The sequence below is a fragment of the Streptomyces sp. NRRL S-920 genome, assembly GCF_000717945.1.
GTDB classification, from domain to species: domain Bacteria; phylum Actinomycetota; class Actinomycetes; order Streptomycetales; family Streptomycetaceae; genus Streptomyces; species Streptomyces alboniger.
The window spans coordinates 96,727-109,989 of sequence record NZ_JODF01000013.1 but is presented as its reverse complement, the minus strand read 5'-3'; the positions used below and the strand labels follow the sequence as shown (position 1 = coordinate 109,989).

Annotated in this window: 10 protein-coding genes and 1 tRNA gene; 2 read left to right on the top strand and 9 right to left on the bottom strand. The window is 73.2% G+C overall.

The window, feature by feature from the left end; genetic code table 11:
* Nucleotides 1-151: 151 nt before the first annotated feature.
* A tRNA-Pro gene (locus IG54_RS0112265) sits at nt 152-225 on the bottom strand.
* A 107-nt stretch (nt 226-332) separates the two neighbouring features.
* Between IG54_RS0112265 and IG54_RS0112260 the strand changes: the two genes are divergently transcribed.
* Nucleotides 333-866, top strand: coding sequence for a DUF309 domain-containing protein (locus tag IG54_RS0112260; RefSeq protein ID WP_037896937.1), 534 nt, complete (start codon nt 333-335; stop codon nt 864-866).
* A 107-nt stretch (nt 867-973) separates the two neighbouring features.
* A complete protein-coding gene (locus IG54_RS0112255; RefSeq protein WP_106976993.1) occupies nt 974-3,043 on the top strand; it encodes an MDR family MFS transporter in 2,070 nt (689 codons plus the stop codon).
* A gap of 18 nt (nt 3,044-3,061) precedes the next feature.
* On the opposite strand, the gene IG54_RS0112250 is transcribed toward IG54_RS0112255, so the two are convergent.
* The 8 genes from IG54_RS0112250 to IG54_RS0112215 all read right to left on the bottom strand — a co-directional run bounded on the left by IG54_RS0112250 (nt 3,062) and on the right by IG54_RS0112215 (nt 13,261).
* Nucleotides 3,062-4,594 (bottom strand): long-chain-fatty-acid--CoA ligase, encoded by a 1,533-nt coding sequence (locus IG54_RS0112250; RefSeq protein WP_030781390.1) that lies wholly within the window; start codon nt 4,592-4,594, stop codon nt 3,062-3,064.
* 93 nt (nt 4,595-4,687) lie between these two features.
* Nucleotides 4,688-5,875: a thiolase family protein gene (locus IG54_RS0112245; RefSeq protein WP_030781387.1), complete on the bottom strand. Its 1,188-nt coding sequence runs from the start codon at nt 5,873-5,875 to the stop codon at nt 4,688-4,690.
* A gap of 224 nt (nt 5,876-6,099) precedes the next feature.
* Nucleotides 6,100-6,627: a GtrA family protein gene (locus IG54_RS0112240; RefSeq protein WP_030781384.1), complete on the bottom strand. Its 528-nt coding sequence runs from the start codon at nt 6,625-6,627 to the stop codon at nt 6,100-6,102.
* A gap of 219 nt (nt 6,628-6,846) precedes the next feature.
* Nucleotides 6,847-7,956 (bottom strand): LigA protein, encoded by a 1,110-nt coding sequence (locus IG54_RS0112235; protein ID WP_030781381.1) that lies wholly within the window; start codon nt 7,954-7,956, stop codon nt 6,847-6,849.
* Nucleotides 7,957-7,958: 2 nt separating this feature from the next.
* Nucleotides 7,959-9,011 carry a hypothetical protein gene (locus IG54_RS0112230; RefSeq protein ID WP_030781378.1) on the bottom strand — a complete coding sequence of 351 codons (1,053 nt, stop codon included), beginning with the start codon at nt 9,009-9,011 and terminating at the stop codon, nt 7,959-7,961.
* Nucleotides 9,012-9,129: 118 nt separating this feature from the next.
* Nucleotides 9,130-10,368: an NAD(P)/FAD-dependent oxidoreductase gene (locus tag IG54_RS0112225; protein ID WP_030781375.1), complete on the bottom strand. Its 1,239-nt coding sequence runs from the start codon at nt 10,366-10,368 to the stop codon at nt 9,130-9,132.
* Nucleotides 10,365-11,801: an FAD-dependent oxidoreductase gene (locus IG54_RS0112220; protein ID WP_051819453.1), complete on the bottom strand. Its 1,437-nt coding sequence runs from the start codon at nt 11,799-11,801 to the stop codon at nt 10,365-10,367. Before IG54_RS0112220 ends, IG54_RS0112225 begins: the two co-directional genes overlap by 4 nt.
* Entirely contained in the window at nt 11,798-13,261 is a 1,464-nt protein-coding gene (locus IG54_RS0112215) for an FGGY family carbohydrate kinase (protein ID WP_234336117.1), read from the bottom strand. Before IG54_RS0112215 ends, IG54_RS0112220 begins: the two co-directional genes overlap by 4 nt.
* Between the last annotated feature and the right edge of the window lie 2 nt (nt 13,262-13,263).

Genomic DNA, 13,263 nt, shown 5'->3' with positions numbered 1-13,263 from the left:
CAACGCAGTATGATGCGCCGCGGCGCCGCTAGAACCTCGGGATGCCGGCGGGGCCAGAGCCGCCGGAACCCCGCCGCGCAGACCCCCAAAACGATCAAGGGGCCGTTTCAGATTGCTCTGAAACGGCCCCTTGATCTACGACTCTTTCGAGTCGGGACGACAGGATTTGAACCTGCGACCCCTTGACCCCCAGTCAAGTGCGCTACCAAGCTGCGCCACGTCCCGGTGTGTTCGGTGCGGTGTCCCGCGTGATCACAGGTAGAACTCTACCCCACGTGAAAGGGTGCTCCGTTCCCCGGTGACCGCCGTCAGGTACGCGCGACAATCCACGTATGAGCACTGCATCTCAACCGTACGACGGTGGCCGTGATCGTGATCGCGACGAGGAGGGCCGGGCCCGTAACCAGCGGCCGCGCGACGGGCTCGGGCGGCCGCTGCCCTATGGGGCGGACGGCGTGGCCCGGCAGCCCGAGGGCGTCGTGCGCGCGCCCGGGGAGTCCGTCACCGAGGCGCAGGCCCTGCTCGACGCGGGGCGGCCCTTCCACGCGCACGAGGTCTTCGAGGACGCGTGGAAGTCGGGACCGGAGGCGGAGCGGGACCTGTGGAAGGGCCTGGCCCAGCTGGCCGTCGGGCTGACCCACGCGGCCCGCGGCAACACCACGGGCGGGGCCCGGCTGCTGCGGCGGGGCGCGGGCGCGGTCGCGGCCTGGCGTGCCGCACCGGGCGGGCAGGCTCAGCCGTACGGGATCGAGGTCGCGGAGGTGGTCCGCTGGGCCGAGGAGCTGGCGGAGCGGGTGGAGCGGGAGGCGGCCCCGGTGGACGCGGCGGCACACGCGCCGAGGCTGCGCGGGGACACTGCCGGATAGGCACCGTCACCGTCAGCGCCCCGCCGCCCCCGGACCCTCGCCGTCACCGGACCGGCCTCACCCCGCATGCACGGCCCCCGGGCCGGTGTGAGGGTGGCCGTGTGACCATGACCGACCAGCCGACCGCAGTCGCGGCACCGGCGCCTGCCGTCCTCGACCGGCGTCGCCGCAATGTCGTCTTCGTGACGATCATGCTGGGGATGCTGCTCGCCGCCCTCGACCAGACCATCGTCGGTACGGCGCTGCCGACGATCGTGTCGGATCTGGGCGGGGCGGAGCACATGTCGTGGGTGGTGACGTCGTATCTCCTGGCGGAGACCGTCGCCACGGTGCTCGTCGGCAAGTTCGGTGACCTGTTCGGGCGGAAGGTCGTCTTCCAGGTCTCGGCGGTCATCTTCATCACCGGCTCGTTCCTGTGCGGTCTGTCGACCAACATGACGCTGCTCATCGCCTGGCGGGCGATGCAGGGCATCGGCGCGGGCGGCCTGATGGTCACGTCCATGGCGTTGATCGCCGATGTCATCCCGCTGCGCGAACGCGGCAAGTACCAGGGGGCGATCGGCGCCGTCTTCGGGGTGTCCACGGTGATCGGGCCGCTGCTCGGCGGGCTGTTCACGGACCATCTGAGCTGGCGCTGGGCGTTCTACGTCAATGTGCCCATCGCGATCGTCGTGGTCATCGCGGCCGCCCGCACGATTCCCGTGGTGAAGTCCGCGGCGCGGCCGGTCGTCGACTACATGGGCATCGCGCTGGTGGCGGTCGGGGCGAGCGCGCTGATCCTGGCGACGAGTTGGGGCGGCAACGAGTACGCGTGGGGGTCGCCCACCATCATCGGCCTGTTCGTCGGCGGGCTGATCGCGCTGGCACTGTTCTGCGTCGTGGAGACGCGCGCCGCCGAACCGATGCTGCCGATGCGGCTCTTCGGCAATCCCGTCTTCACGGTCTGCTCGATCCTCAGCTTCATCGTGGGCTTCGCGATGCTCGGCGCGATGACGTTCCTGCCGACCTACCTCCAGTACGTCGACGGGGACTCGGCCACGATCTCGGGCGTGCGGACGCTGCCCATGGTGATCGGGCTGCTCATCGCGTCCATCTTCAGCGGCAACGTGGTCAGCAAGACGGGTACGTACCGCGTCTTCCCGATCGTCGGCGCGCTGGTGATGGCGCTCGGGCTCTATCTGCTCTCGCTCATGGGGAGCACCACGAGCGCGTGGCTGGAGTCGCTGTACATGTTCGTGCTCGGCGTCGGCATCGGCCTGTGCATGCAGGTCCTGACGATCGCCGTGCAGAACACCGTCCCGTACGCGGACCTGGGCACCGCCACATCGGGGGTGACCTTCTTCCGTACGCTGGGCAGTTCCTTCGGCACGGCGGTGTTCGGCACGATCTACGCCAACACTCTTGAGCCCAACCTCAGGGACGGGGTCGCCGAGGCCGCGGGGTCCGGCGCCGCGGATCCGGCGGCGATCGCGAAGGCCGCACAGAGCCCCCAGGGGGTGCACGAGCTGCCGGGCGCGGCGGCGGGGCCGGTCGTCGAGGCGTACGCGGACACCCTGCACACCGTCTTCCTGTGGACCGTCCCCGTGGCGTTCCTCGGGTTCCTGGTGGCGCTCTTCCTCAAGCAGGTGGAGCTGCGCGACAGTGCGCGGATGGGCGCCCCCGACATGGGCGAGGGCTTCGCGCAGCCGAGCAGCGGCGACTCGGGTCACGTCCTGGAGCGGAGTGTCGCCGGCATCGTCCGGAATGCCGGTATGAACACCGTGCGCGGCGTCATCAAGGACTCCGACACGCGCCTGGACATCGCGGGAGCCTGGGCGGTCATGCAGGTGTCGCTCTTCACCCGGATGGTGGGGTACGCCAGTCTCGGTCTGGTCGCGGCGCGGCGCAGGATTCCGGCGGAGGTGCTGGTGCCGGTCTTCGACCGTATGACCGAGGAAGGGTATATGACCCATACCGGTACGTACTTCTCGCTGACGCCTGCCGGGGAGCGCGAGGCGGAGGTCATCTCCGCGGCCTGGTCGTCCTGGCTGGCCGAGGAGATCGAGAAGGACATCGGGCGCCCGCCGGACGCGGAACTGACCGCCGCGGTGGACGCGATCGCCAAGCGGCTGCTCGCGGAGGACCTGGAACAGGGCCTCACCCCGGAGACGGCGGGCGCCTCGCTCGCGCGGCGCTGAATCTTCACCTAAGAACTGCTATGAGCCGCTCGTCGAGCCGTCGGCGTAGTGCGCGCGCAGCTCGCGCTTGAGCACCTTCATGCTGGGGCCGAGCGGGAGCCGGTCGGTGAACTCCAGGCGGCGCGGGTACTTGTGCCGCCCCAGGTGCTCCTTCGACCAGGCGATGATCGCGTCCGCGTCCTTGTCCGCGTCGGGCGCCGGGACGACGACGGCGCAGATCTCCTCGCCGTGGACGGGGTGGGCCAGGCCGATCACGGCGGCCTGCGCGACGTCGGGGTGACGCATGAGGACCTCCTCGACCTCGCGCGGATAGACGTTGAAGCCGCCGCGGATGATGACGTCCTTCTTGCGGTCGACGATCGTCGTGAAGCCCTCGGCGTCCTTGGTGCCGAGGTCGCCGGTGCGGAACCAGCCGTCGACCAGCGCCTCCGCGGTGGCCTCGGGTCGGCCCAGATAGCCGGAGAAGACGTTGTGACCGCGGACCACGACCTCGCCGAGTTCGCCGACGGGCAGGAGTTCGACGCGCTCGTCGATGTCGGCGCGGGCGATCTCGACGTCGACGCCCCATACGGGGTGGCCGACGGTGCCCGCCCTGATGCCGAGGCCGGGCTGGTTGACGGAGGCGGCCGGGGAGGTCTCGGAGAGGCCGTAGCCCTCGTAGACGGGGGTGCCGAAGGCCTCTTCGAAGCGTTCGAGGACGGCGACGGGCAGCGAGGCGCCTCCGGAGACGCACAGGCGCAGCTTGGGCAGTTCGGGCGCGGCAGCGGCGGCGGCCGCGAGCCCCACGTACATGGTGGGCACGCCGTGGAAGGTGTTCGCCCCTTCCGCCACCATCAGCTCGATGGCGCGCGCGGCGTCGAAGCGGGGCAGCAGGACGAGGGTCGCGCCGGCCCGCCAGATGGAGTTCATGGAGACGGTCTGGCCGAAGGCGTGGAAGAGGGGAAGGGCGCCCAGCGCGATGTCGTCGGGGCGGACGTCGTGGGCGTCGAAGGCGTTGACCGTCGCGTTCATCACGAGGTTGAAGTGGCTGAGCACGGCGCCCTTGGGGACGCCGGTGGTGCCGCTGGTGTAGAAGATGACGGCCGGGTCGTCGGCGGCGCGTGTGACGTACGAGGCGAGGGGCTCGGTCGTGCGGGCCAGCGTCTCCAACTCGCCCTCGGCGCCCAGTTCCAGCATGCGTACGCCGGTCGCCTCGGCCGCCGCTCCGCCCGTCGGGGCCTGGGCGGGGTGGCACAGGAGCAGGCGCGCGCCGCTGTCGCGCAGGACGTGTTCGACCTCCTCCGCGGAGAGCAGCAGGTGGACGGGGACGACCACGGCGCCCGCGGCGAGGATGGCGTAGTAGGCCTTCGGGAACTCGGTGACGTTGGGCGCCATCAGGGCCACGCGGTCACCCGGCCGGACGCCCAGCTCCGTGAGGGCGGCGCCCTGGGCGCGGGCCTCGTGCCACAACTCCTTGAAGGTGAGCCGCAGTTCACCCTCGACGAGGGCGGTGCGGTCGGGGTGGCGGCGGGCGGGTTCGGCGAGGACGGCGGCGAGGGACAGCGTGGCCATGAGGGTGGTGCTCCGTTTCCGTGCGGCCTTGCGGTGGTCGGACTGCTGCGCGGTGTGGCGGGCGCGCCGGTCGGTGGCGGTGCGCCCGGGTGCTCAGTCGCGCTCGACGAGGAGTGCGGTGCCCTGGCCCACGCCCACGCACATCGTGGCGAGGCCGCGCGAGGCTCCGGTGCGGCGCATGCGGTGCAGCAGCGTGGTGAGGATGCGGGCGCCGGAACAGCCGAGGGGGTGGCCGAGCGCGATGGCGCCGCCGGAGGGGTTGACCAGCTCCGGGTCGAGGCCGAGGGCGTCGACACAGGCGAGGGCCTGGGCGGCGAACGCCTCGTTGAACTCCGCCTCCTGGATGTCGCCGACGCTCCAGCCGACCCGGTCGAGCGCCTTGCGCGTGGCGGGGACGGGGCCGATGCCCATGGTGTCCGGGTGCACGCCCGCCGACGCCCCGGCCGCGTACCGCCCGAGGGACTCCAGGCCCAGGTCGTTCAGTGCCTCCTCGCTGACGAGCAGTAGTCCCGCGGCACCGTCGTTCATCGGTGAGGCGTTGCCCGCGGTGACCGTGCCGCCCTTGCGGAAGACGGGCTTCAGGCCGGCGAGCTTCTCGTACGAGGTGTCCTCGCGCACGCATTCGTCCTGGTCGACCACCACGCCGTCGGGCCGGGTGACGGGGAGCAGTTCGTCGTCGAAGTGGCCGCCGGAGCGGGCGGCGGCGGCGCGCTGGTGACTGCGGAGCGCGAAGGCGTCCTGGCGCTCGCGCGAGACGCCGTGGCGTTCGGCGACCTCCTCGGCGGTCTCCCCCATCGCGAGGACGCCGTGCAGTTCCTTCATCCTCGGGTTGGTCAGGCGCCAGCCGAGGCGAGTGTCGGCGGCCTCCATGCGGTGGGGCAGCACCTCGTCCGGGCGGGGCAGGACGAAGGGGGCGCGGCTCATGGACTCGGAGCCGCCCGCGAGGACGATGTCCGCCTCGCCCGCGGCGATGGTGCGCGCGGCGATGGTGACGGCTTCGAGACCCGACGCGCAGAGCCGGTTGACGGTCGCTCCGGGTACGGACTCCGGGAGCCCGGCGAGGAGGGCGGCCATGCGGGCCACGTTGCGGTTGTCCTCGCCCGCCTGGTTGGCGGCGCCCCAGTAGATGTCGTCGATCCGGGCGGGGTCCAACCGCGGGATGCCGTCGAGGAGTCCTTGTATGACGTCCGCGGCGAGGTCGTCGGGGCGGACGGAGGAGAGGGCGCCGCGGAGTTTGCCGATGGGGGTGCGGCGGGCGGCGGCGAAGTGGACTGTGCGCACGATACGGCTCCGGATCGTTGTGCGGGTCTCGCTGCGTGGTCTGCGGGTTGTGCCGCGAGGTACGCGGGTCTCGTCGGCTCGCCGGCCTCGCTGCGTAAATTAGCGCTGCTAGTTTTGGAGTCTATGCGGGAGGTGGGGGCCGTGGGAAGGGCCCCCAACCCCTATGCGTGGGTGCGCCCCCGGCTCCGCGAGGCGGGTGAGGGCGGGCGCGGCCGCCGGCACGCTCACGCGGCCCGGCAGAGCGCCGCGACCTCGGCCGAGGTGGAGGCGTGGGCCATGGTCGCCGGACGCACGGGGTGGGCGCCACTCACTTCGCCCGCGGTCTGCGAACGGTGCCGCGCGAAGACGACGAGCCGCAGCACCACGAACCGGGCGACCCCGGCGAGCGCGGAGGCGGACAGATAGACGACCTGCTCGACCACCGCGCCGGGCGCCGCCGCGAGCTGGTGCAGGACGAACATCGCCGCGCAGGTCACCGCGTACGCGGCGGCCGCGGACCCGGCCGACTGCACGTGCTGGCGCCAGGTCGCGCGCCCGCCCGAGCCGAAGGTGAAGCGGGCGTGCAGCTCGGTGGCGAGGAGCGTGGAGACCACGGTGACCAGGGCGTTGGCGAGGGCCCAGGGAACGGAGGAGGCGAGAGCCACCACGGCGAAGCTGGAGGCGAGGCCGACGCCGCCACCGCAGAGCGCGAACCGGGCGAAGGCCGCGAAGGCACCCGAGGCCGCCTGCCGCCGGCTCCGTGCTGTCTCCATGATTCGACCCCTTCGACTGCTCACTCCGCGGAAACGCGCACCCCTTGGCCGAGGGGACCGAGGAGTGCGCGCCGTTCGTGGCACCACTATGGCACACAGATGGCACCACTGCGAGCTATTAATGGCGCCAGGCATGGCTCGCTACGGCGCCACGCTGGTGGGCGCGGGGTGGCACCGTGCTGATAGGGCAGGTAGAGGCGGGGCGCGGAGAGGCGCGGCTCAGCCGAAACGCAGGATGCGCGGTGCGAAGGTGTTCTCGGGCCCGGCGGCCCTGCCGACCGACCACACCGTCTCCGTGCCCGGCACAGGCGCCAGCCGCAGCATCGAGGAGTCGCCCTCCCCGGCCACCGTCGGTTCGCTGTGCGCGGTGAAGGACTGTCCGTTCCAGGCGAGGAAATCCGGCCCGGAGACGATCGGCGGATAGCTCCCCGGCGGGCCGTACTTCTGCGAGCGGGCCACGGCGACCCAGCCCAGCTCGCCGGACGTGGTGGGCGCGAGCGAGCTGACCGAGCCGAAGTCGGTGGGCATCGGCACCCGGCTCCACGCCTGCCCGTCGAAGCGGACCAGCAAGGGCGGGATCGGCTTGCCGACCGGGCCGCCGACGAACCCTGACGTGCCGCCCGCCCACACTTCGGTCGGCGAGACCGCGAGGACGGTACCCACGGCCGAGCGCGGGAACCCGTCCACGACCGTCTGCTTCCACTCCCGCCCGTTCCAGTGCGACACGGCCGCGGTCGTATCGGTCTCGCCCGCGGCCCAGACGTCGTCGGCCGCCTTGATGTGCAGGCCGTGCACGGTCCCCGGCGGCACCGGAAGGTCGCGCCAGCCACCGTCGGCCCGGCGCAGCAGGACCTGCGCGCCGTCCCGCGAACCGATCAGCCAGGTCTCGCCGCCACCGGTGACGACCTTGGTCAGCACGACACCGCGCGGCGGGCGGCTCTCGGTCCAGGCGGCGCCGTCGAAGCGGAGCAGGCGGGCGCCGCCCGCCGAGTCGCGGCCGACCGCCCAGGCCTCGGCCGGTGAGGTCGCGGCGACGGACAGCAGCTCTCCCTGCCAGCGGATCTTGGGCAGACTCTGGCGCTGCCACGCGGTCCCGTCCCAGCGCAGCAGCAGCGGGAAGCCCGGCGCCTCGCGGCCGACGGCGTCGGCGCCCACCGCCCACGCCCGGTCGGGGCCGAACGCCACGGCTTCGTTCAGCGCGGCCTGCGGGCGTACCTGCGCCGGGACCGGTACATGTTGCCAGGACCGGGGTTCCGCCGCGGCCGAGGCCATGACGACCAGGACGGTCATCGTGACGGCGAGGGCCGCGACGAGAAGCCTGCGTGCCATGGTCAGCCTCCCCGCCGCTCGCTCATCAGGTTCGGTTTGGAGCCGTAGATCTCGACGGTCCCGAAGGACAGCAGTGAGGCCCCTGCCCTGGCCAGTGCGCGCGGCTTGACGTCGATCGCGTTCGTGCGCTCCGGGCCGTAGGAGAAGGTGGTGCGGGGGCCGTCCAGCCGTGCGTACTTCGACTGGTACGCGCGGTCGCTGCGCACCGGCAGCCACAGCGCGCCGTCCGGTCCGCGCACTATGGCCTCGGTCTGGGTGTCTCCGAGCGGCGGGTGCGTGGTGCGCCAGACGTGCCCGTTCCAGGTCATTAGGTAGGTGCGGGGCGGGGCATCGGAGTACTGGCTGCCGCCGATCGTGGCCCTGCCGGACGGTTCGACCAGGATCGTGTGCACGTTGCTGTTCGGCGGCAGCGAGACCTTCGCGTCCCGCCACGCCGTGCCGTCCCAGCGCAGGACGGCGGGCCCGGTGCCGGTGTCCGCCCAGGCCCAGGCGTCGTCGGCGGTGCGCGCGGTGACGCCCATCACGTAGTGCACACCCTCCGGAGTGGTCTGGGTGGTCCAGCCGGAACCGTCGTAGCGCAGCACCTTGAGGCCGGTGTCGTCCTCGCCGACGACCCACGCGGCACCCGGCACCGCGGTGAAGTCCTGGTAGACCCGCAGGGTCCGCGGCAGCGGGACGGCGCTCCACCCGTCCGCCGACCGGCGCAGGATCTCCCCCTCCCCCGCGCGGTTGTGGAAGATCCACGCCTCCTCGCCGACGAACTGCACCTTGCCGAGCCAGCCCGGTTCACCGGCGCCGGGGAAGGTCGTGTCCCGGCTCCATGCCGTGCCGTCCCAGCGGTACAGCATCGGCCGCAGCCCGTCGGGGGTGTGTTCGTATCCGCTCGCCCATGCCTCGCTCGGCCCGCGGGCGGCGAGGTCCTTCACGGTCACGGTCGGTGCCGTCACCGGCGGCACCGGCAGCGCCGACCAGCCCGGCGCCGCGGCCGCGGCCGGCGACACCCACGTGGCACACACGAGCACGAGGCAGATGACGACCGTACGAAGACTGTTCACACGTCCCCCAGACCGCGAAGGTCGCACAGCCTACGGGCGTTCACATACGCGCGAACAGGCGTCATTCGGCCGATCGCGGTGGGTCCTCAGCAGGCTGGTTCCTCAGCGGGGTGGTCCTTCAGGGGGGACCCGCTCGGTCGGCCAGGGCGACGCGTACGGCGCCTCCTCGCGCGTCCACCCGGCCGACCCAGCCGCTGGGGACGTGGAACGGGCGGTTCGGGATCGCCGGGCGTCGGTGGCGTGCGCGGTAGAGGGTCCTGCCGTCCTGGGTGATCGCCAGCGTGGGGTGGGGGACGAACTCCGTTGTCCGCAGGGTGAATCCGTCGCCCGGTTCGTCCGGTGTCAGACGGTTGGGGGCGACCCAGCCGAGCGGGGCGGTGACCCGCAGCGGGACCGAGGCGCAGGGCCAGTCGCCGTCGCGGAGGTAGCGCCGCACCGCGACGGCGGCGGCCACGCCCTCGCGGGCCACCATCCGCGCCGGTTCGGCGGCGTGCAGGACGTTGCCGACCGCGAAGACGCCGCGTTCGGCGGTGCGGAAGGCGCCGTCGACCGCGGGGCCGCGCGTGCCGGGGTCGAGCGGCAGACCGGCGCGCCGCGCCAAGTCGTGGTCGGGCACGAAGTCCCCGGTGAAGACCACGGTGTCGCAGGGGAGGTACGCCGTCCGCCCGTCCCGGTGCCGCAGCCGCACCCCCGACAACCGCCCCCGCCCGAGGAGTTCGGCGACGGTGGCGCCGGTGAGCAGCGGGATGCCCTGCCGCAGCCGGGCCTCGGCGGCGCGGCCCCGCGACGCCTGGTGGCGCGGGTGCTCCGTGACCAGCGCGACGACCTCGACCCCGGCACGCCGCAGTGTGTCCAGGGCGGTGAAGCTCACCGGTTCCGCGCCGACGACGACGGCCCGCGTGCCGATCCGCTGCCCGTGGACGTGGACGGCCCGCTGCAACTCCCCCGTGGTGTAGACCCCCGCGGGCCGCGTGCCCGGTACCAGGCGTGCGGCGCGGGGCCGTTCGCGCGCGCCGGTGGCGATGACGACGGCTCGGGCGGTGATCCGTTCCAGGCCGCGCGCGCTGGTGGCGTCCACGGTGAGCGATCCCGGCCAGTCGGTGACGGTGACGCCGGTCCGCAGCACCGCGCCGACGCCGACGGCCGCGGCCACCCAGCGCTCCGCGTACCGCGGCCCGGTCAGCCCGAGTCGGCCGAATCCGCCGTGCGCGCAGTGCCGCGCGGCTCCGCCCGCCTCCTGCTCCCGGTCGACCACCTCGACCTCGCCCGCGCCCGCCGCGGCGAGACCGGTGGCGGCGGCGAGGCCGGCCGGCCCGGCGCCCACGATCAGTACGTCGACGATGCGTTCACGTCTCATCCGGACACCGACTCCCCGCCCTTTTCGTAGAGTTCACGCACCAGCGCCCCGCAGTGGAAGCCCTGGCAGCGCCCGCCGCGCGCCCGTGTGCGGCGCCGCAGCCCGTCCGGCGAGCCGGGCGGGATCGTGGCCGCGAGGGCGTCGCGGATCTCGCCGAGCGTCACCTTCTCGCAGTGGCAGACGATGGTGCCGTAGGCGGGGTCGGAGGCGATGAGGTCGGCCCGCCGGTAGGGGCGGGGGAAGGCCTGGCCGAGGTTCGGCATGCGCACGGGCGGCAGTTCCCGGGCCGCGGGGAGGTCGAGGCCCGCGGCGGTGAGGAGTTCGGTGACGTGGGCGGCGAGGGCCAGGGAGGCGGTGAGTCCGGTCGAACGGATGCCACCGACCGTGACGTAGCGCTGCTCCTTGTGGGCGCTGACGCGGTAGTCGTCGTGCTCGGTGGCGGCGCGCAGTCCGGCGTAGACCGCGGTGACCTCCTCGTCGAGCAGTTCGGGCAGGATCCGGCGGCCCTTCTCACGCAGGAGGGCGATGCCCTCGGCGGTCGAGGCGGTGTCCGTCTTGTCGACCAACTCCTCCGCGGTGGGCCCGAGAAGGACGTTGCCGTACACGGTCGGGGCGACCAGGACGCCCTTGCCGAGGGCGGTGGGGACGGGCAGCAGGATGTGGTTCACGAGGCCGCGGGCGAACGTGTCGAAGAAGATGAGCTGGCCGCGGCGCGGGGTCACGGTGAAGTCGTCGTGGCCGAGGAGCCGGTCGACGGCGTCCGCGTGCAGCCCCGCGGCGTTGACGAGGTAACGGGTGCGCAGGGCGCCGCGGCTCGTGGTCAGCTCGTGTCGGCCCGCGCCCGGATCGACGTGCAGCACACGGCAGTCGAGGTGCAGGTCGACGCCGCCGCGTACGGCCTGGGTGGCGTAGGCGAGTGTGGTCGTCCAGGGGCAGATGATGCTCTCGCCGGGCACGTCGAGCGCGCCGAGTGCGCCGGGGCCGAGGTGCGGCTCGCGGGCCCTGAGCCGGTCGGGGCTGATGATCCGCGCGTCGTGGTAGCCGTTGCGGACGGCCTTGTCCAACAGGGCGGGCAGAGCGGCCAGTTGCTGCTCGTCCCAGGCGACGAGCAGTGCGCCGACCGGCTCGACGGGGATGCCGGACTCGGCGGCGTACGCGGCAAGGAGTCGCTGTCCCTCACGGACGAGGCGGGACTCCAGGGAGCCGGGCACGGCGTCGAAACCGGTGTGCAGGATCGCCGTGTTCGCCTTGGAGGTGCCCTCGCCGACGTCGTTCGCCGCGTCGAGCAGGGCGATGCGCAGCCCGCGGTGGCGGGCCAGTTCACGGGCGATGGCCGCGCCCACGACGCCCGCGCCGATCACGGTCACGTCGTACGTCGTGCCGGGCGGCGGGCCGCTCCTCAGCACCCGCCCCGCGCTCTCGGGGGCGCTCATGCGGGGGTGCGTTCCAGGAGTGCCGTCACGGCGGAACGGAAGTGCGCGAGGCGTTCGGCCGCCCGGTCCGCGTCGATCCGGGGTTCGTAGACCGCGGCGGGCGCCCAGGCGGGGGCGGCGTCGGCGATCGCCAGCGCGGGGTCCAGGCCGATGCGGGCGAGGGCGGCGGCTCCGAGCGCGGTGACGTCGGGCAACGCCGAGACCTCGACGGGCAGTTGGAGCAGGTCCGCCTGGGTCTGCATGAGCAGCGCCGATCGGGTGAGGCCGCCGTCGACGCGCAGGCTCGTCAGGGGTTCGCCGAGATCGGCGGCCACCGCGTCGGCGAGCGAGGCGACCTGCGCGGCGATGCCCTCGCACAGGGCGCGGACCAGGTGCCCGGGGGTGGTGTCGAGGCCGAGCCCGGTCAGCGAGCCCCGCAGGTCGCCGCGCCACCACGGGGCGGCGAGGCCGGCGAGGGCGGGCACGAACGTGACGCCTCCCGCGTCCGGGACGGCGGATCCCACGGGGTCGATGTCCTCGGCGCCGCCGATCACGCCGAGGCCGGTGAGCCAGCGGACGGCGGAGGCCGCGGTGTAGACCTGCCCGTCGAGGCAGTAACTGCTCTTGCCGTCGAGCCGCCAGGCGACACAGCTGACCAGGCCCGAGCCGCCGCGGCGGGGTCGCGCGCCGGTCTGGGCGAGCAGGAACGCCCCTGTTCCGTAGGTGCACTTGGCACTGCCGGGCTCGGTCACGTGCTGGGCGAGCAGCGCGGCCTGCTGGTCGACGAGGAGTCCGGTGAGCGGCAGCTCGGGGCCGAACGCGGTGGTGGTGCCGACGGGTCCGGCGGCGTCGACGACACGGGGCAGGCGTTCCTCGGTGAGTCCGTAGATCTCCAGGGCGCGCGGCGACCAGGCGACGTCGTCGAGGTCGAGGAGCTGGGTGCGGCCGGCCGTGGCGGCGTCGGTGACGTAGGCGCCGGTGAGCCGGTGGACGAGCCAGGCGTCGCTGGTGGTGACCACGCCGCGCCGGGTGAGGTGGCGGCGTATCCACGCCATCTTGGGCGCGGCGAAATAGGGGTCGAGGGGCAGGCCGGTGAGGTTTCTCAACTCCTCGGCGTGGTCCGCGAGTTCGTCGCAGATAGAGGCGGCTCTGCGGTCCTGCCAGACGAGGGCGTCGGTGAGCGGTTCCCCGGAGTCCGGGTCCCAGGCCAGGACCGTCTCGCCCTGGTTGGCGAGGCCGACGGCGGCGACCGGCTCGCCCGCGTCGGCCAGCGCCCTGCGCCCGGCGTCGACGACGGAGGACAGCAGCTCGGCGGGGTCGATCTCCACCAGGCCGCCGGGCAGGAAGCGGGGACGCACCTCGACGGCACCCGCGCCGATCACCCCGCGCTCCGGGCAGACCACGAGGGCCTTCGTCCCGGAGGTGCCCTGGTCGACGGCGAGCACGGGCCGCTGCGCCGAAGACCGCTCATCGGTGATCACCG